This window comes from Ochrobactrum sp. SFR4 (assembly GCF_019730395.1).
Lineage (GTDB): Bacteria > Pseudomonadota > Alphaproteobacteria > Rhizobiales > Rhizobiaceae > Pseudochrobactrum.
Genome location: NZ_JAAPBB010000005.1, coordinates 158,154 through 175,146, shown reverse-complemented (window position 1 = coordinate 175,146; position 16,993 = coordinate 158,154). Strand labels below are relative to the sequence as shown.

At 49.8% G+C, this 16,993-nt stretch carries 19 protein-coding genes; 6 read left to right on the top strand and 13 right to left on the bottom strand.

All coding sequences use genetic code 11. The features are described 5' to 3' along the window. Nucleotides 1-63: 63 nt before the first annotated feature. The 6 genes from ahcY to HBA93_RS08355 form a co-directional block, all read right to left on the bottom strand. Entirely contained in the window at nt 64-1,464 is a 1,401-nt protein-coding gene (gene ahcY / locus HBA93_RS08380) for an adenosylhomocysteinase (protein ID WP_221722967.1), read from the bottom strand. 173 nt (nt 1,465-1,637) lie between these two features. Then, nucleotides 1,638-1,949 (bottom strand): HPr family phosphocarrier protein, encoded by a 312-nt coding sequence (locus tag HBA93_RS08375; protein ID WP_022709257.1) that lies wholly within the window; start codon nt 1,947-1,949, stop codon nt 1,638-1,640. 53 nt (nt 1,950-2,002) lie between these two features. Then, nucleotides 2,003-2,404, bottom strand: a complete 402-nt coding sequence (locus tag HBA93_RS08370; RefSeq protein ID WP_121992141.1) for a PTS sugar transporter subunit IIA — start codon at nt 2,402-2,404, stop codon at nt 2,003-2,005. 285 nt (nt 2,405-2,689) lie between these two features. Beyond that, nucleotides 2,690-3,172 (bottom strand): HPr kinase/phosphorylase, encoded by a 483-nt coding sequence (locus HBA93_RS08365; RefSeq protein WP_221722966.1) that lies wholly within the window; start codon nt 3,170-3,172, stop codon nt 2,690-2,692. Between the two features lie 16 nt (nt 3,173-3,188). After that, nucleotides 3,189-5,033, bottom strand: coding sequence for a sensor histidine kinase (locus HBA93_RS08360; RefSeq protein WP_221722965.1), 1,845 nt, complete (start codon nt 5,031-5,033; stop codon nt 3,189-3,191). A gap of 130 nt (nt 5,034-5,163) precedes the next feature. After that, nucleotides 5,164-5,883: a response regulator transcription factor gene (locus tag HBA93_RS08355; RefSeq protein ID WP_022709262.1), complete on the bottom strand. Its 720-nt coding sequence runs from the start codon at nt 5,881-5,883 to the stop codon at nt 5,164-5,166. Between the two features lie 311 nt (nt 5,884-6,194). Here HBA93_RS08355 and HBA93_RS08350 point away from each other — a divergent pair, with 311 nt between their 5' ends. The 3 genes from HBA93_RS08350 (at nt 6,195) to lysM (ending at nt 8,974) form a co-directional block, all read left to right on the top strand. Beyond that, on the top strand, nt 6,195-7,805 hold the full coding sequence (locus tag HBA93_RS08350) for a phosphoenolpyruvate carboxykinase (protein ID WP_221722964.1): 1,611 nt from the start codon (nt 6,195-6,197) through the stop codon (nt 7,803-7,805). Between the two features lie 96 nt (nt 7,806-7,901). After that, nucleotides 7,902-8,348 (top strand): alternative ribosome rescue aminoacyl-tRNA hydrolase ArfB, encoded by a 447-nt coding sequence (arfB, locus tag HBA93_RS08345; protein ID WP_286201819.1) that lies wholly within the window; start codon nt 7,902-7,904, stop codon nt 8,346-8,348. Between the two features lie 176 nt (nt 8,349-8,524). Continuing rightward, complete coding sequence (gene lysM / locus HBA93_RS08340; RefSeq protein ID WP_121992145.1) at nt 8,525-8,974, top strand: peptidoglycan-binding protein LysM; 450 nt, start codon at nt 8,525-8,527, stop codon at nt 8,972-8,974. A gap of 66 nt (nt 8,975-9,040) precedes the next feature. Here the strand turns inward: lysM and coaA are convergent, their stop codons facing one another. The 7 genes from coaA to hisB all read right to left on the bottom strand — a co-directional run bounded on the left by coaA (nt 9,041) and on the right by hisB (nt 14,065). Further along, nucleotides 9,041-9,997 (bottom strand): type I pantothenate kinase, encoded by a 957-nt coding sequence (gene coaA, locus HBA93_RS08335; protein WP_022709266.1) that lies wholly within the window; start codon nt 9,995-9,997, stop codon nt 9,041-9,043. A 51-nt stretch (nt 9,998-10,048) separates the two neighbouring features. Beyond that, entirely contained in the window at nt 10,049-10,372 is a 324-nt protein-coding gene (locus HBA93_RS08330) for a phosphoribosyl-ATP diphosphatase (protein WP_121992146.1), read from the bottom strand. Nucleotides 10,373-10,628: 256 nt separating this feature from the next. After that, the gene (hisF, locus tag HBA93_RS08325; RefSeq protein WP_221722963.1) at nt 10,629-11,429 is read right to left on the bottom strand and encodes an imidazole glycerol phosphate synthase subunit HisF; all 801 of its coding nucleotides are present in this window, start codon (nt 11,427-11,429) and stop codon (nt 10,629-10,631) included. 114 nt (nt 11,430-11,543) lie between these two features. Next, nucleotides 11,544-12,287: a 1-(5-phosphoribosyl)-5-[(5-phosphoribosylamino)methylideneamino]imidazole-4-carboxamide isomerase gene (gene hisA / locus HBA93_RS08320; RefSeq protein ID WP_221722962.1), complete on the bottom strand. Its 744-nt coding sequence runs from the start codon at nt 12,285-12,287 to the stop codon at nt 11,544-11,546. After that, the gene (hisH, locus tag HBA93_RS08315) at nt 12,284-12,934 is read right to left on the bottom strand and encodes an imidazole glycerol phosphate synthase subunit HisH (protein ID WP_221723052.1); all 651 of its coding nucleotides are present in this window, start codon (nt 12,932-12,934) and stop codon (nt 12,284-12,286) included. The genes hisA and hisH overlap by 4 nt, the downstream gene beginning before the upstream one ends. A 1-nt stretch (nt 12,935) precedes the next feature. Continuing rightward, nucleotides 12,936-13,460 carry a DUF2628 domain-containing protein gene (locus tag HBA93_RS08310; protein WP_221722961.1) on the bottom strand — a complete coding sequence of 175 codons (525 nt, stop codon included), beginning with the start codon at nt 13,458-13,460 and terminating at the stop codon, nt 12,936-12,938. Between the two features lie 2 nt (nt 13,461-13,462). Next, the gene (gene hisB, locus HBA93_RS08305) at nt 13,463-14,065 is read right to left on the bottom strand and encodes an imidazoleglycerol-phosphate dehydratase HisB (protein ID WP_122006051.1); all 603 of its coding nucleotides are present in this window, start codon (nt 14,063-14,065) and stop codon (nt 13,463-13,465) included. A 265-nt stretch (nt 14,066-14,330) separates the two neighbouring features. Between hisB and hslV the strand changes: the two genes are divergently transcribed. From hslV to hslU, 3 genes are read left to right on the top strand one after another with little or no spacing between them, the layout of a single operon-like run. After that, nucleotides 14,331-14,888 carry an ATP-dependent protease subunit HslV gene (gene hslV / locus HBA93_RS08300; RefSeq protein ID WP_022709154.1) on the top strand — a complete coding sequence of 186 codons (558 nt, stop codon included), beginning with the start codon at nt 14,331-14,333 and terminating at the stop codon, nt 14,886-14,888. Nucleotides 14,889-14,945: 57 nt separating this feature from the next. Next, nucleotides 14,946-15,545, top strand: a complete 600-nt coding sequence (locus HBA93_RS08295) for a DUF2585 domain-containing protein (protein WP_221722960.1) — start codon at nt 14,946-14,948, stop codon at nt 15,543-15,545. A gap of 5 nt (nt 15,546-15,550) precedes the next feature. Continuing rightward, nucleotides 15,551-16,858: an ATP-dependent protease ATPase subunit HslU gene (hslU, locus tag HBA93_RS08290; RefSeq protein ID WP_121992153.1), complete on the top strand. Its 1,308-nt coding sequence runs from the start codon at nt 15,551-15,553 to the stop codon at nt 16,856-16,858. Nucleotides 16,859-16,993: the final 135 nt, after the last annotated feature.

Here is a 16,993-nt window from a genome sequence, read left to right as displayed (position 1 = left end):
ATAAAGGCCGGAAGAATGTCAATCCTTCCGGCCACAATATGTTGTATGTTAATTAAACTATAGTTAATACCTGTAGTGATCCGATTTAAACGGTCCCTGCGGTGTCACACCAATATATGCAGCCTGTTCCTCAGAAAGCACAGTCAGCTTCACGCCAAGCTTGGCCAGATGCAGCCGCGCAACCTTTTCATCGAGGTGTTTCGGCAGCACATAAACTTCGTTTTTATAAGTCTCGCCACGGGTGAACAGCTCGATCTGACCCAGTACCTGATTAGTGAAAGAGGCCGACATCACAAAACTCGGATGGCCGGTCGCATTGCCGAGATTGAGCAGACGACCTTCAGATAACAGGATCAGACGTTTATCATCCGGGAAGGTGATCATATCCACCTGCGGCTTGATATTCGTCCATTTCAGATTACGCAGTGCACCAACCTGAATTTCATTATCAAAATGGCCGATATTGCCGACAATCACCATGTCTTTCATCTTGCGCATATGCTCGATGGTGATGACGTCTTTATTGCCGGTTGTGGTAATGACAATATCCGCATCCGCTGCGGCATCATCCAAGGTCACCACTTCAAAACCGTCCATTGCCGCCTGCAGGGCGCAGATCGGATCAACTTCTGTGACTTTAACACGGGCACCGGCACCAAGCAGCGATTGTGCTGAGCCTTTACCCACATCGCCATAACCGCAGACAATTGCCACTTTACCGGCCATCATCACATCGGTACCGCGTCGGATACCGTCTACCAGTGACTCTTTACAGCCGTATTTATTGTCGAATTTCGACTTAGTTACGCTGTCATTAACATTAATCGCAGGGAAAGGTAGCTGACCGGCGCGCTGCAACTGATAAAGACGGTTCACACCGGTAGTCGTTTCTTCCGTCACACCTTTCAGTGCCACACGCTGGCGGGTGAAAAAGCCCGGTGTTTCGGCCATACGTTTTTTGATCTGCGCGAAGAGAATTTCCTCTTCTTCGCTGCCAGGATTAGACAAAACATCTTCACCGGCCTCGGCACGTGCACCGATCAGAATATACATAGTAGCGTCGCCGCCATCATCGAGGATCAGATTGGAAGGCTCACCATCCGGCCACTGGAAGATTTTGTCCGTATAGGTCCAGTATTCTTCCAGCGTTTCCCCTTTAATGGCGAAAACCGGCGTGCCTTCAGCCGCAATCGCCGCCGCTGCATGATCCTGTGTCGAGAAAATATTGCAGGATGCCCAGCGTACTTCCGCACCCAGCGCCTGCAGTGTTTCAATCAGTACGGCTGTCTGGATTGTCATATGAAGAGAACCGGAAATCCGTGCGCCTTTCAATATCTGTTTCGGCCCGAATTCCTCACGCGATGCCATCAAACCCGGCATTTCTGTTTCCGCAATGACAATTTCCTTGCGTCCCCAGTCAGCCAGACCGATATCCTTGATGATATATTCTCCCGATACAGACATCTGCACTCCGCTTTCAGCTGTTACAACTTCAATAAAATATGTGTAGCAGATCAGAGAAAGCGGCTCAAACAAAAATATAAGGCAATCTTTATATCTTTATGTTGATTGGAAAAATCGCTAAAAATAAAAAACACCGGTGTGACCGGTGTTTTTAAAACGGAGAGTAAGCATCTTTAGCATTCTTCGCCGAATTTATCGCCGACAAGCTGCTCCAGCGCATCAAGCACGGCTGTTGCCTCAACGCCGCAGGCGCTGACATCAATGCAACATCCCGGTGATGCCGCAAGCATCATCAACCCCATAATCGATGTGCCGCCAACACTCATTCCGTCTTTTTCAACACGGACATGAGCATCAAAACTATCCACCAATTGCACGAATTTTGCCGAAGCCCGCGCATGCAGACCCCGCTTATTCACGATTGTAAATTTGCGGGTCTCTGCCTTATCAGGCTCATAACATCCGCTGACAGCAACCTGAGCCATATTTATTTTTCCCGTCAGGACCTAATCTGATTATTCGTCAGTACCTGACTTTGTTATTTGCTCGTCAGTACCTGACTGGCAACATTAATATATTTACGGCCTGCATCCTGCGCTTCACGCAATGATGCTTCCATATCACCGGACTGACGCACACTGGTCAGTTTAATCAGCATCGGCAGATTAACTCCGGCAATGACCTCAACCCTGCCCGCATCAAGCACTGAAATTGCCAGATTGGAAGGCGTTCCGCCGAACATATCGGTCAGAATTATAACACCCTGCCCCTGATCAGCCTTATCAACCGCCGCGACAATATCCTCACGGCGTTTTTCCATATCATCATCGGCACCGATACTAACGGTTTCGAAATTTTCCTGAGGGCCGACAACATGCTCAACAGCATGGTGAAACTCTTCGGCCAGCCTTCCGTGCGTAACAAGCACGAGTCCGATCATTATTAAACTGCTCCTGCTGGTCGCTTTTCCATTGTCGCACTCACAATATAAAAGCTTGTAAGCTCAATCCGAACCAAAAGTTCAGACATTTACCCCTAAGATATAAATTGTGTGGCCAATATTATCTGAATTCAGGCTCAGATTTTCAATATTGGCCAGACCTTCTATGTTGGCACCGAGAATAATGAGTGCAAGCAAAAAATAAAGCCCCCCACGGCTTTCGTCGGTTATGCCGCACTGAAACACAGATTTTATTATAAACCAGCCGTTAAAAAATAATGGATTTCAGGCAGTTTCACGACTGCCCCAGCGTTTCATAAATAAAGTTGCTTCTATCGCTCTGGCACATTGCAGCGAATCGCAATCCCCTGCCAGTTCCGGCAAGACCAGCACAGGAACCATAATTCCTGCCAGTTCGCGCTTATCATCTGCCGGATAACGAGGCGCTTTATCTGCACTCACCAGCTCTACCAGCAAGCTGATCTCTGCCTGTGGCTGATAAGGCACTTCAAATAAACCGGCCCCGCGAATTTCAACAGCACCGGCAATCGCTGAAGGCGTGAAAGCAATCAGTTTCCCCTCTTCCGCACTGATCGTCGTCTGGTCGTCAGAAATCAATGTACCGACACGGCCTGTCTGCTGCGCGCGTTCTATCAGAGTGAGCGCCAGCGATGATTTTCCCGAGCCGGAAGCACCACATATTAAAATGCCAAAGGAACCAAGAACCAGAGATGTGGCGTGAAACACAAAACTTTCAGAATTGCTCATGCGTTTCTCCGCCCTGTTATCCGTTTTCCGTATTCTGTGCTGCCTGTGCACGCTGACGTCTGGTGTTTTCCTGTAATTCCGCCGGCAGATCAATCAGAAACCGTGCGCCCAGCCAATGCTCTGCATCTTCAGGGTCAGGAATATTAGAAGCCGTCAGTGTACCACCATGTGCTTCAATAATCTGCCGGCTGATTGAAAGCCCCAGACCTGAATTCTGGCCAAAAGCCTCAGAAGACGGGCGATCCGTATAGAAACGCTCGAAAATACGCTCAATATTTTCAGCGCCGATACCCGGACCATTATCTTCAACGACAACCTGAATTTTTGACCCTTTATGATTCAGATAAATTCTGATTTCACCATTATCTTCCGGCACAAAGGTACGGGCATTTTCAATCAGGTTGGAGACAACCTGACCAAGGCGCAGATCATGTCCCGGCAAGTAGAAGCCTTTTGCCCCTGCGGGAAGCTTACCAATATCCAGCAGAATTTTTGTACCCACTTTATTACGGCGCACTTCTCTCGCAGCTGCCACAATATTATTGAGCAGTGCCTGCATATCCACCCGATCCGTATGTTCTCGGGCAAGTTCGGCATCCAGACGCGATGCATCGGAAATATCGGTAATCAAACGATCAAGACGCCGTACATCATGCTGGATCACGTCAAGAAGGCGTCTCTTAGCACTATCGGTTTTTGCCAGAGGCAGAGTTTCAACTGCACTGCGCAAGGAAGTCAGCGGATTTTTCAACTCGTGACTGACATCGGCCGCAAAACTTTCAATCGCCTCAATACGTGCATAAAGCGCATCGGTCATATCGCGGATCGACGTGGAAAGATGGCCGACTTCATCCTGACGGTCAGAGAAATCCGGAATTTCAACACGGCCTTTAATACCGTGACGCACACGATCCGCCGCTTCAGACAATTTTCGCAGCGGATTGGCAATCGTTGAAGCCAAAAACAGCGACAGAATCACCATCACCAGCGACACAACAACAAAAACACGCAGGATCGCATTGCGTTCACCGCGGACAATCTTGTCAATATCACCGCCTTCGGTCGACATCAGCAAGACACCGAGCACCGCACGATAACGCTGGATGGGCACAGCAACAGACACAACCAGTTCGCCTTTTTCATTCCGGCGCTGTGCTTTACCGGAAGAACCGGTCAAAGCTGTAATCACTTCCGGATAGACCGAGCCGTTACCGCCCGGCGGCTCCTGATAGAGCGGCAGACTGTTGCGGTTAATCAGATTGTTAAACCATGAGCTGATCTGCTCACCAAAACTTTGGTCATCCTCATCCAGCAGCGGCAAATCATAGCTCAGCACCTGACCGCGCGAATAGAGATGACGCGAGTCCAAAAGAATATTGGCGTTGTTGTCGTAAATACGTGCACGGGTACTGGTCGGAGAAATCAATGTCCGCAGCAAAGGTGCGACTTTTTCCGGATTGATCGGAAACTCCCAGTTGTCCGGAGAGTCCGGTGACGGGGTAATGCTCTGACCAGCCTGCAGTTCCAGCAGCTTATCCGGATCGATCATAATCGAATTGGTATCAACACTTGCCGATGAGGCAATGGAGGCCGCAATAATTTTACCTTGCGTCAGAAGACTTTCAATCTTCGCATCCACCAACCCGTCGCGAAACTGGTTGAGATACATGATCCCCGAAACCAGCACCGCAAGCGCCGCCAGATTAAGAAACAGAATACGCTTGGTCAGGCTGGAGAAAACATAATTGCCTAATGTACGGCGCAGTGGTGAAAACAGACGGCGCCACACAAGCGAGCGCTGTCGGCGCGCAAGACGTTCCTGACGACGCAATGTCGTTCTGTTTTCCGTTTCAGCGACCATTGAGGGCGATCAGTTCCTTCAGCGAATTAAGACGGAGCGGTTATGCAATGCATTATAACCGCTCCGTGCTTTTATATCAGCTATGTTTGCGAGGCTTTTATGCTTCGTGCTTTCTTATATTGCGAGGCTTTTACGCCTCGCGGAAGCGATAGCCAACACCGTAAAGCGTCTCAATCATTTCAAAATCATCGTCAACAACTTTGAATTTCTTACGCAGACGCTTGATATGGCTATCAATCGTGCGGTCATCCACATAGACCTGTTCATCGTAAGCAGCATCCATCAGCGCATCGCGGCTTTTCACAACGCCCGGGCGTTGTGCCAGCGAATGCAGGATAAGGAATTCAGTCACTGTCAATGTAACCGGTTCGCCCTTCCATGTGCAGGTATGGCGCTCCTGATCCATTTCCAGCTGACCGCGCTGCAATGATTTTGTCGGCTGACCCGGATTTTTAACCGCACCTTCACGGGCAGCCACACGGCGCAGAACCGCTTTCACGCGTTCTACCAGCAGGCGCTGTGAGAATGGTTTGGTGATAAAATCATCCGCACCCATTTTCAGGCCGAACAATTCGTCGATCTCATCATCTTTCGATGTCAGGAAAATCACCGGCAGATCAGATTTCTGACGCAGGCGGCGGAGCAGTTCCATACCATCCATACGCGGCATTTTAATATCAAAGATTGCAAGATTTGGCGGACGCGCCATCAGACCATCCAGCGCGGAAGCACCGTCTGTATAGGTCTCGACCCGATAGCCTTCCGACTCCAGAGCAATGGAAACAGAAGTCAGGATATTGCGGTCATCATCTACGAGCGCAATGGTCTGTGTTACCGGAACTTCCCTCATCAGGTCGCTTCTCCTCAATCAAATTCGACTATTCAACATATATAGCACGTCTTTTAAGCAGCACAAATTAAGTACAAAGTAAGGCAGCAGCGATATTTCTGATGCTTCGACTGCAATTTATACCCGCTCCAGACACCTTGCATATGTGGATAGCAGCAAAATAAATTGCCATAAAAACGATTTAAAAAAAATTTAAAAAATTTTAAACGATTAAAGATTTGAAATTGTCTCGCTAATCTGGTTGTGACTTTCCCTTAGCGCGGAGAGAAAATGCGCTGTCGACCAACCAATGAAAACTGCGAGTGAAAATTATGATCGAGACTGGCAATCGCAATCCAGCTGCTTCCATTGCAACGACGGGGCTAAAAGACCTCGCCGCGGTCTATTATAATTTTGGGCCCGCCCAGCTTTATGAAGAGTCGATCCGCCGCAATGAATCGACCGTGACTGCTCAGGGCGCATTGATGGCCGTTACCGGTCAGCATACAGGCCGCAGCCCTAAAGACAAATTTGTTGTGCGTGATGCAATCACCGAAGACCAGATCTGGTGGGATAACAACAAGCCGATGAGCCCTGAAAACTTCGCCAAGCTGCATGCCGATTTCATCGCGCATGCCAAAGGTAAAGAACTGTTTGTTCAGGACCTGATCGGTGGCGCAGACGCCGAGCACAATATCAAAGTTCGCGTTGTTACCGAATTTGCCTGGCACTCGCTGTTCATCCGCAACCTGCTGATCCGTCCTGAAATTGCTGCCCTGCAGAGCTTTATGCCGGAAATGACCATTATTGATCTGCCGTCCTTCCGCGCAGATCCTGAAAAATACGGCTGCCGCACAGAAACTGTGATCGCCTGCGATCTGGTGAATAAAGTTGTGCTGATCGGCGGTACTTCCTATGCCGGTGAAATGAAGAAGTCGGTCTTTACCGCTCTGAACTACATTCTGCCTGCAAAAGGCATTATGCCGATGCATTGCTCGGCCAATGAAGCACCAAACGGTGATACCGCGATTTTCTTCGGTCTGTCCGGCACCGGTAAAACCACCCTCTCCGCTGATCCGACCCGTACACTGATCGGTGATGATGAGCACGGCTGGAGCGAAAACGGCATCTTCAACTTTGAAGGCGGCTGCTACGCCAAGACCATCCGTCTCTCGGCAGAAGCTGAACCGGAAATCTATTCCACAACACAGCGTTTCGGCACTGTACTGGAAAATGTTGTTCTTGATGAAAACCGTCAGCCGGATTTCAATGATGGTTCGCGCACAGAAAATACCCGCGCAGCCTATCCGCTGGATTTCATCTCCAATGCATCCAAAACCGGTACTGCCGGCCAGCCGAAAAACGTCATCATGCTTACCGCTGATGCGTTTGGTGTGATGCCTCCGATTGCCAAGCTGACCCCTGCTCAGGCTATGTATCACTTCCTGTCCGGTTATACCGCTAAGGTTGCCGGTACAGAAAAAGGTGTGACCGAGCCGGAAGCAACTTTCTCCACCTGCTTTGGCGCACCTTTCATGCCGCGTCATCCTTCGGAATACGGCGATCTGCTGCGTAAGCTGATTGCTGAGCACAAAGTTGACTGCTGGCTGGTAAACACTGGCTGGACCGGTGGTGCTTACGGCATAGGCAACCGTATGCCGATCAAGGCAACCCGCGCCCTGCTCTCCGCAGCGCTGGATGGTTCGCTCAATGGTGCAGAATTCCGCACAGACCCTAACTTTGGTTTTGAAGTGCCGGTTGCAGTTCCGGGTGTTGATTCAAGCATTCTCGACCCGCGTTCAACATGGGCTGACAAAGCTGCCTATGATGCACAGGCTAAAAAGCTTGCTAATATGTTCATCACCAACTTCGGCAAGTTTGAAAACCATGTAGATGCTGAAGTCCGTTCTGCTGCGCCGGTTCTGGCTGTTGCTGCTGAGTAAATAAGTCTGCATTTCTGAAATTAAGAACGGTGCCTTTCAGGCACCGTTTTTTATTTCTGCACTTATCTTCGCAGTTTCAGGATAATCCGTTATAAAATGGCCATGACTGAACAAAACAAACATCTTATCCGCATTACAAACCGGATCAGCATTCATGAAAACCTGCTGGAGGAAAGTTTTATCCGTTCCTCCGGGCCAGGCGGACAGAATGTGAATAAGGTTTCAACAGCCGTACAGTTGCGCTTTGCAGCCATGCAAGCGGGCTTGCCGGAAGATGTTTATACGCGCCTCATCAGCCTTGCAGGGCAGCGTGCCAATAAAGACGGTGAGATTGTGATTGAAGCGAGCCGCTTCCGCAGTCAGGAAAAAAACCGCGAAGATGCCCGCAACCGTATGATTGCACTGATTGCCGAGGCTGCCAAACCGCCGCCGCCGCCCCGCAAAAAGACCAAACCGACCAAAGGGTCTGTTGAACGGCGCCTGAAAGCCAAATCCGGTCGTTCTGATGTCAAGAAAATGCGCCAGCGCGTCAATAACGACTAGAGCATAGTTCCTTAAATCTGGATCAGCTTAAGGTAACATTATACTCTGGTTTAAAAAATGTTAGAGCGCTCTAATATTGCTCAAACCCTGTTATTTTAAACAACCGTCTTTCTTAATCCATATATCTGCCTATATTCTTTAAGCGGATGATATCTGACACTCAAAGGAGAAACGGAATGGGCATATTTGATTTTGTGAAATCGGTTGGTACCAAACTTGGCTTTGGTGACGACGAACCGAAAGCAGAAGATCTGAAAAAAGAACTGGATTCCCATAATCTCGGCACCGGCGATGTGCAGGTTTCTGTGCAGGGGGACAAGGCTGTACTGTCCGGCAATGTCAAAGATCAGTCCGCTTTTGAAAAAGCGATTATTGCTGTCGGTAACTCCCTCGGTGTTTCCAAAGTGGAAGCTTCAGAACTGAAAGTTGACGGCGCTGCTGAAGGTGCAGCACCAGTTTTCTACACAGTGAAAAAGGGCGACAATCTCTGGAAAATCGCTGAAGCCCAGTATGGCAAAGGCCACGGCGATAAAAACCCGAAAATCTTTGAAGCCAATAAGCCAATGCTGACCTCACCGGACAAAATCTATCCGGGTCAGGTTCTGCGCATTCCGCCACTGGCATAAAATAATAGTTCTCAATAAAAAAGCCCCGCCTGTTATCTGCAGCGGGGCTTTTTCCTTAGCTGAAACTCAGATTTTGCGCAGAGCGACTTCTTCAATCATATGATTTTCGCCTTTACGCAGGATCAGATCGGCGCGTGGTCGTGTCGGCAGAATATTCTCAAACAGGTTTTTGAGATTGATATTCGTCCACAGCCCTTCGGCAATCGACAATGCTGCCTCTTCCGATAATTGCGAATAGCGATGGAAGAAACTCTGCGGATCACGGAACGCCGTTTCACGCAGTTTCATGAAGCGGTTAATATACCATTTGTGGATCAGCACCGGATCGGCATCGATATAAATCGAGAAATCAAAGAAATCCGAGACAAACGGCACGGCTTTGCCGTCTGCCGGCAGATCACGCACCTGCAACACATTAATGCCTTCGAAAATCAGAATGTCCGGCCGGTCAATGGTCACATGCTTACCGGCAACAACGTCATAAGTCAGATGCGAATAGACAGGCGCCTGAACATGGCTCATGCCAGCCTTCATCGAAGACAGGAAATTCAAAATAGCACCGGCATCATAACTGTCAGGAAAACCTTTACGCTCCATCCGGCCTTCGGCACGCAGCACTTCATTGGGATAGAGAAAGCCGTCTGTCGTTACCAGCTCGACTTTAGGGCTAGACGGCCAGCGGCTCAGCAATTCCTTCAGAATACGCGCTGTGGTCGATTTTCCAACGGCAACAGAACCGGCAATCCCAATGATAAACGGTGTTTTGACCGTATCATCCTTCATCAGAAACTGTTTGCGCTGCTTGTAGAGCGATTGCAGCGCTTCGACATGTGTCGACAGCAGACGCGACAAAGCCAGATAAATCCGACGCACTTCATCCAGATCCACCGGATCGTTCAGCGAGCGCAGGCGCTTTACTTCATCCAGCGTCAAGGTCAGCGGCGTATCGGCACGAAACTCTGCCCATTCCGCAGCGGTAAAAACCTGATAAGGCGAGTAATGCTTCTTTTTAAAAAGATCCATGGAGTGCATTTCGATCTCTGAATAGACTGGATTGCGAATGAAGGCTTCCGGTTATTCCGGTTTTCGCGCAGCTTTTTCCTGAAGGCCGGTCTGAGACGTGCGATTGTCCAGTTCCTGCATCACCGATTCCAGAGAGACACCTGCAATTTTCCACACCACCATCAAATGATAGAGCAGATCGGCACTCTCCGAGATAACAGCTTTTTCATCCTGCATCATCGCCGCAATAACAGTTTCAACCGCTTCTTCACCCAGTTTCTGGGCTGCCTTATGCTGACCTTTGGCAATCAGTGAGGCCGTATAAGATGAACCGTCTGTGGCAGCAGCGCGTTTTGCAACAATCTGCTCAAGCTCAGCAAGGGTGAAATTTGTCATGCTGCACTCCCGTTTCAGTGCAATTTATGGAATGCGTGATAAGAATCCCGCACAGCAATGCCTGTGGTCTTTAAAGCAAATGAGGGATGAAAAGCACCCCTCATTGCATAAAACAACTTAATTTTACCAAAGAAACAGAGGTTTTCAGTTTGAAAAACCTCTGAATATTTATAGCATTTCCAGCAAAAGTGGGAACCGGTTTTGCGTCGGATAATGCGTAAAAACAAATAGTTACAGCGATTCCAACGATTCAGTCTTAACTGGAACCGCTGTAACTCTGAACATCATCCAGACGCATAGCAATACCGTGGCTTGCCATATAGCGTTTGGCTTCTTCAATTGTGTAAGTACCAAAATGGAAAATAGACGCTGCCAATACCGCGCTGGCATGGCCTTCCTTTACACCAGCCATCAGATCATCCAGCGAGCCGACACCACCCGAGGCAATCACCGGAACACTCACAGCATCTGCCACCGCGCGGGTCAGCGCCAGATCATAACCAACTTTAGTGCCGTCACGATCCATCGAGGTCAGCAGGATTTCCCCTGCTCCGCGATCAACCATTGTGCGGGCAAATTCAATCGCATCCAGACCCGTTGCATTGCGGCCGCCATGGGTGAAAATCTCCCAGCGATCTGCTTCTCCTGCTCCCGATACTTTCTTGGCATCAACGGCCACAACAATGCATTGATTGCCGAATTTATCGGCCGCTTCTGCGATCAGATCAGGATTTTGTACCGCAGCAGTATTGATTGAAACTTTGTCAGCACCGGCCAGCAAGAGTTTGCGGATATCAGCAACTGCACGTACACCACCACCGACCGTCAGCGGCATGAAACATTGCTCAGCGGTACGCGCGATCACATCGAAAATCGTCTCACGATTGTCGGAGGATGCAGTAATATCGAGAAAGCATAATTCGTCAGCGCCCGCTGCATCATAGGCTTTTGCAGCTTCGACCGGATCTCCGGCATCAATCAGATCAACAAAGTTGACACCCTTGACGACGCGCCCGTCTTTTACATCGAGACATGGAATAACCCGTGCTTTAAGCATTTTCGCCTCCGGTCCGGCGCGTCTTTTTAAAGTTTGTCTGTCCTCGCTGCGCTGCGGGCAGGCGGACGCACCCGTCTTTAACGTCCAGACAAGGAATAACCCGTGCTTTCAAAGTCATTGCGCGGCCTCCCTAGCGGCACGTAACAATGCCAGCGCTTCAGCCGGATCAATGCGGCCATCATAAAGCGCACGACCGGAAATCGCACCTTCTAGCTTGCGGGCGTCGGCTTGCGTCATACGATGAATATCATCCATCGAGGCAAGACCGCCGGAAGCAATTACCGGAATAGACACGGCTTCTGCCAAGCCCAGAGTTGAAGGCCAGTTGATGCCCGCCAGAATACCGTCGCGGTCAATATCCGTATAGATAATCGCTGCGACCCCTGCCCCTTCAAATTTCTGCGCCAGTTCAATCACGCCGAGTTCTGAAGCCTCTGCCCAGCCCTCAACCGCAACCTTGCCGCCTTTGGCATCAATACCAACGGCGACTTTGCCCGGAAATTCTTTACAGGCTTCAATCACCAGCTGCGGATCACGCACGGCAACGGTGCCGAGAATGACACGGGAAAGCCCCTTGGAAAGCCATGCCTCAATATGCTCCAGCGTGCGGATGCCGCCGCCGAGCTGCACCGGATTTTTGGTTGCTTTGAGAATAGCCTCAACCGCTGCACCATTGACACTGGAACCGGCAAAAGCGCCGTTCAGATCAACCACATGGAGCCACTCAAATCCCTGATCTTCAAAGGCTTTCGCCTGATCTGCAGGATCAGTGTTATAAACCGTGGACTGGTTCATATCACCCAGTTTCAGGCGAACGCATTCACCGTCTTTCAGGTCAATTGCCGGAAAAAGTATCATGGCTTCCACTTCAGGAAATTAGTAATGAGTTTAAGGCCGAGACGCTGGCTTTTTTCCGGATGGAACTGCGTCCCGACAATATTATCGCGTGCAATTGCCGCCGTGACTGATCCGCCATAACTGGTGGTTGCCAGCACATCAGCGCTGTTTTTCACATCAAACATATAGGAATGCACGAAATAGGCATGCAAACCATGCTCCCCGGTCGCAACATCATTGAAAACCGGATGAGCATGCTTGAGCTCAATCGTATTCCAGCCGATCTGCGGGATTTTCAAAGCCGGATCAGACGGTTTCATCTCGCGCACATCGCCTTCAATCCAGTTCAGACCATTGGTTGTGCTTTTTTCCAAACCGCGCGTTGAAAGCAGCTGCATTCCAACGCAAACGCCGAGAAACGGCCGCGCTTTATGCTGCACAGCCTCATCCAGCGCATCAACCATACCGGCAACGGCATCCAGTCCGCGGCGGCAATCGGCATAGGCACCGACACCCGGCAGCACAATATGATCTGCGGCCAGCACAGTTTTGGCATCACTGGTCACGTCCACATGAATGGGACCGCCCATATCCGATACCGCACGTTCAAAAGCCTTGGCTACCGATTTGAGATTTCCGGAACCATAATCAATAATGGCAACACGCATGTCACGACCTTCCGTGATATTCAACCAGACCAATCATAGCGCCGTCTGCTGCTGCAGGAACCGTACGACCGGTTATTGTGCCCGACATAGCCTGATGATCAGAAGGCACAGAGACAGGCTCCGCTTTTTCCGCAGGTTTTGAGGCACCATAAAAATAAAGAGTTTCCGCATCACTCAGGTCATTGGCGCTGATCAGTGCCACCTCCTCATAACCCTTGCGCCGGAGAGCCGTGAGATACCAGTTACGCCCTTCCAGCGCAACAAACAGCGACAGCAAAAGCGACAGGCCGGAAACGACAAAAGCCGAGGAAAGATACGAGCCTAAAACACTGAACGCCCCCCAGCCGATCAAGGCAACCATCAGCGCATGCCACCACAGCCGATGTGTCAGCAGCCAGAGAAACGGCAGGATCAGTGCAAAGACAGTAAACTCATCGCGCACAAAAATCGTATGATCACCGCTGACAGCTTTAACCGGTTTCAGTTTCACTGCATCCGTTGGTTCCAGAACGATATAGCTGGCCATAATCAGCCTTTCAGCGTACCTTTTGTCGAAGGAATGGCATCTTTCTGCCGCGGATCGGTTTCAATCGCCATACGCAATGCGCGCGCCACAGCCTTGAAACAAGTCTCGGCAATATGATGATTATTGATACCATAGCGCATATTCACATGCAGGGTAATGCCCGCATTCTGCGCCAGCGCCTGAAAGAATTCCCGCACCAGTTCTGTATCGAATGTGCCGATTTTCGGTGCATTGAATGCCACATTCCACACCAGAAACGGACGACCGGATACATCCAGCGCCGCAGAGGTCAGTGTCTCGTCCATAGCGAGATCTATCGAGGCATAGCGCACGATGCCGCGGCGTTCACCCAAGGCTTCCGCAATGGCTTTACCGATCGCAATACCGGTATCTTCAACCGTATGATGGTCATCAATATGTGTATCGCCCTTCGTGGTGATTTTCATATCAATCAGCGAATGTCGCGATAATTGCTCCAGCATATGATCGAAAAAGCCAACGCCGGTCGAAATATCGAAACGGCCCGTACCATCCAGAAAGACTTCAGCTTCGATGCTGGTTTCTTTGGTGCTGCGGCTGACTTTTGCTGTACGCTGATTGCTCATATTGATAACCCGATCTTGTTCTTCTCCGGCCTTGTTCTAGAGCACATCCCGAAAAGTGTGAAGCGGTTTTCGGGTAAGATGTGCTTTAATTCTAACAAGCAGAGCATTTCCAAAAATTCTAATAATTACAAATGCTCTGTACAGTGCTTGAGTTTTGCCAAATGCTTTGATCATACAGGGTGTATTATTGTGCGTTGTAATTTACGTATGAGAACATAAATACAGCAGATCGATTTGATGAATACCAATCAGCGGAGTTGCGCAAATGATTGAACATAATCCGAATACAATTTACGGCACCACCATTGTTACCGTGCGCAAGGGCAACAAAGTGGTGATCGCCGGTGACGGACAGGTGTCCCTCGGTCAGACCATTATGAAGGGCAATGCCCGCAAAGTGCGCCGTATCGGCAAGGGTGGCAGCGTGATTACCGGTTTTGCCGGTGCGACAGCCGATGCTTTCACCCTGCTTGAGCGACTGGAAGCCAAGCTGGAACAATATCCGGATCAGCTGATGCGCGCATCCGTAGAACTGGCCAAAGACTGGCGTACAGACCGCTATTTGCGCAAGCTGGAAGCGATGATGCTTGTTGCTGACAAAAACATCACGCTGGCGATTACCGGTCTTGGTGACGTTCTGGAACCGGAAAACGGCGTCATGGCCATCGGTTCCGGCGGCAATTATGCCCTGTCAGCAGCACGTGCATTGATTGACACAGATATGGATGCGGAAACCATTGCCCGTAAAGCAATGACCATTGCCGCTGAAATTTGTGTCTACACAAACAGCAATTTCACCGTAGAAAGTCTTGATTGCGCGTAAGAAGCTGCCAATTATGCGAAAACTAAATTTAATTCTGTTTTTCGCAAAAGGTATATTGTGAACGCATCACCAGTTTCATCCAAAGCAACCGGCTCATCGTGGCCATGGGGTAAAATCCTGCTCATCATCGGGATAACAACAGCCATACAGGCGGTTATCCTTTATATGATGGGTCGTGTACCGGTTTGTGAATGCGGAACAATCCGTCTCTTCGTAAATGAAGTGAACAGCAATGAAAACTCCCAGCAATTCTTTGACTGGTATACGCTGTCCCACATCATTCACGGGTTTCTTTTTTACGGATTGTTCTGGCTGATTGCACCAAAAGCACCGCTGCATGTGCGATTGCTGCTGGCGCTTGGATTAGAAATCGGCTGGGAGCTGGTGGAGAATTCGAATTTCATTATTGATCGTTACCGTGCCAATACATCTTCCGTAGATTATTTCGGCGACAGTATCCTCAATTCCGTATTCGATACGCTCTCCATGGTGCTGGGCTTTTTTCTGGCAGCCCGGCTTCCTATATGGGTGATAGTCGCCACGGCAGTGTTTTTCGAAATTCTTGCCCTTATCGTTATTCGAGACAACCTCATTCTTAATGTTATCATGCTGCTGCATCCGTTCGACTTCATCCGGCAGTGGCAAAGCGGATCCTGATAAATATGACCACATTTTCTCCCCGTGAAATCGTCTCTGAGCTTGATCGTTTCATTATCGGTCAGAATGCTGCCAAACGCGCTGTTGCCATTGCTTTGCGTAACCGCTGGCGCCGTCAGCAGCTGCAAGGCCAGATGCGCGAAGAAGTGATGCCGAAGAATATTCTGATGATCGGGCCTACCGGCGTCGGTAAAACAGAGATTTCACGCCGTCTTGCCAAACTGGCCGGCGCACCTTTCATCAAGGTTGAGGCAACCAAATTCACCGAAGTCGGCTATGTCGGCCGCGATGTGGAACAGATCATCCGTGATCTTGTGGAAATCGCCATTGGTCTTGTTCGCGAGAAAAAACGCGAAGAAGTGAAAGCCAAAGCCCATATCAATGCGGAAGAGCGCGTGCTGGATGCACTGGTCGGCAAAACAGCCAGCCCCGCAACCCGCGACAGTTTCCGCAAAAAACTGCGTGAAGGCGAACTCGACGACAAAGAGATCGAGATTGAAATTGCCGATACCAGCTCGGGTATGCCGGGCTTTGAAATTCCGGGTATGCCGGGTGCCAATATCGGTATGATCAATTTGAGCGATATGCTTGGTAAAGCGATGGGTGGTCGTACAAAGCCGCGCAAAACGAGTGTCAAAGAATCCTATGCGCTGCTGATCAATGACGAATCCGACAAGCTGCTGGATCAGGATCAGGTGACACAGGAAGCGCTGGAAGCAACTCAGAACGATGGTATTGTTTTTCTTGATGAGATCGACAAGATCGCATCGCGTGAAGGCGGCACAGGGGCAGGGGTTTCCCGCGAGGGCGTGCAGCGCGATTTGCTGCCGCTCGTCGAAGGTACAACCGTTGCAACCAAATACGGACCGGTTAAAACCGACCATATCCTGTTTATCGCCTCTGGTGCGTTCCATGTGGCCAAGCCATCGGATCTCTTGCCGGAGTTGCAGGGTCGTCTGCCGATCCGTGTTGAGCTTAATGCCCTGACACGCGAAGATTTCCGCTCGATCCTGACGGAAACCGAAGTCAGTCTGCTGAAACAATATGTGGCGCTTATGGCCACAGAAGAAGTGACACTGGAAATCACTGATGACGCAATTGATGCGCTTGCTGATATTGCCGTTGATCTCAATTCCACTATTGAGAATATCGGTGCGCGTCGCCTGCAGACAGTGATGGAAAAAGTGCTGGATGATATTTCATTCAACGCGCCGGATAAAAGCGGCTCTGTCTTTACCGTTGATGCAGCTTATGTGCGCAACAGCATCGGTGATCTGGCCAAGAATATCGACCTGTCACGCTTCATCCTGTAATGCGGGAATATGTTTAGCATAAGCATTGTGTGACATTCACACATCATATGCAGTTAAGTTTTTGAAACCCTCTCGACTTGTGCGCGAGGGTTTCATATTTTCTGCCGAAGTTAAAATGCCGTGCTTTCCTGAAAT

Bases quoted from the DNA above. Each gene is read 5' to 3' on its own strand.
- ahcY (WP_221722967.1), bottom strand. From the start codon at position 1,464: ATGTCTGTATCGGGAGAATATATCATCAAGGATATCGGTCTGGCTGAC.
- HBA93_RS08375 (WP_022709257.1), bottom strand. From the start codon at position 1,949: ATGGCTCAGGTTGCTGTCAGCGGATGTTATGAGCCTGATAAGGCAGAG.
- HBA93_RS08370 (WP_121992141.1), bottom strand. From the start codon at position 2,404: ATGATCGGACTCGTGCTTGTTACGCACGGAAGGCTGGCCGAAGAGTTT.
- HBA93_RS08365 (WP_221722966.1), bottom strand. From the start codon at position 3,172: ATGAGCAATTCTGAAAGTTTTGTGTTTCACGCCACATCTCTGGTTCTT.
- HBA93_RS08360 (WP_221722965.1), bottom strand. From the start codon at position 5,033: ATGGTCGCTGAAACGGAAAACAGAACGACATTGCGTCGTCAGGAACGT.
- HBA93_RS08355 (WP_022709262.1), bottom strand. From the start codon at position 5,883: ATGAGGGAAGTTCCGGTAACACAGACCATTGCGCTCGTAGATGATGAC.
- HBA93_RS08350 (WP_221722964.1), top strand. From the start codon at position 6,195: ATGATCGAGACTGGCAATCGCAATCCAGCTGCTTCCATTGCAACGACG.
- arfB (WP_286201819.1), top strand. From the start codon at position 7,902: ATGGCCATGACTGAACAAAACAAACATCTTATCCGCATTACAAACCGG.
- lysM (WP_121992145.1), top strand. From the start codon at position 8,525: ATGGGCATATTTGATTTTGTGAAATCGGTTGGTACCAAACTTGGCTTT.
- coaA (WP_022709266.1), bottom strand. From the start codon at position 9,997: ATGGATCTTTTTAAAAAGAAGCATTACTCGCCTTATCAGGTTTTTACC.
- HBA93_RS08330 (WP_121992146.1), bottom strand. From the start codon at position 10,372: ATGACAAATTTCACCCTTGCTGAGCTTGAGCAGATTGTTGCAAAACGC.
- hisF (WP_221722963.1), bottom strand. From the start codon at position 11,429: ATGCTTAAAGCACGGGTTATTCCATGTCTCGATGTAAAAGACGGGCGC.
- hisA (WP_221722962.1), bottom strand. From the start codon at position 12,287: ATGATACTTTTTCCGGCAATTGACCTGAAAGACGGTGAATGCGTTCGC.
- hisH (WP_221723052.1), bottom strand. From the start codon at position 12,934: ATGCGTGTTGCCATTATTGATTATGGTTCCGGAAATCTCAAATCGGTA.
- HBA93_RS08310 (WP_221722961.1), bottom strand. From the start codon at position 13,460: ATGGCCAGCTATATCGTTCTGGAACCAACGGATGCAGTGAAACTGAAA.
- hisB (WP_122006051.1), bottom strand. From the start codon at position 14,065: ATGAGCAATCAGCGTACAGCAAAAGTCAGCCGCAGCACCAAAGAAACC.
- hslV (WP_022709154.1), top strand. From the start codon at position 14,331: ATGATTGAACATAATCCGAATACAATTTACGGCACCACCATTGTTACC.
- hslU (WP_121992153.1), top strand. From the start codon at position 15,551: ATGACCACATTTTCTCCCCGTGAAATCGTCTCTGAGCTTGATCGTTTC.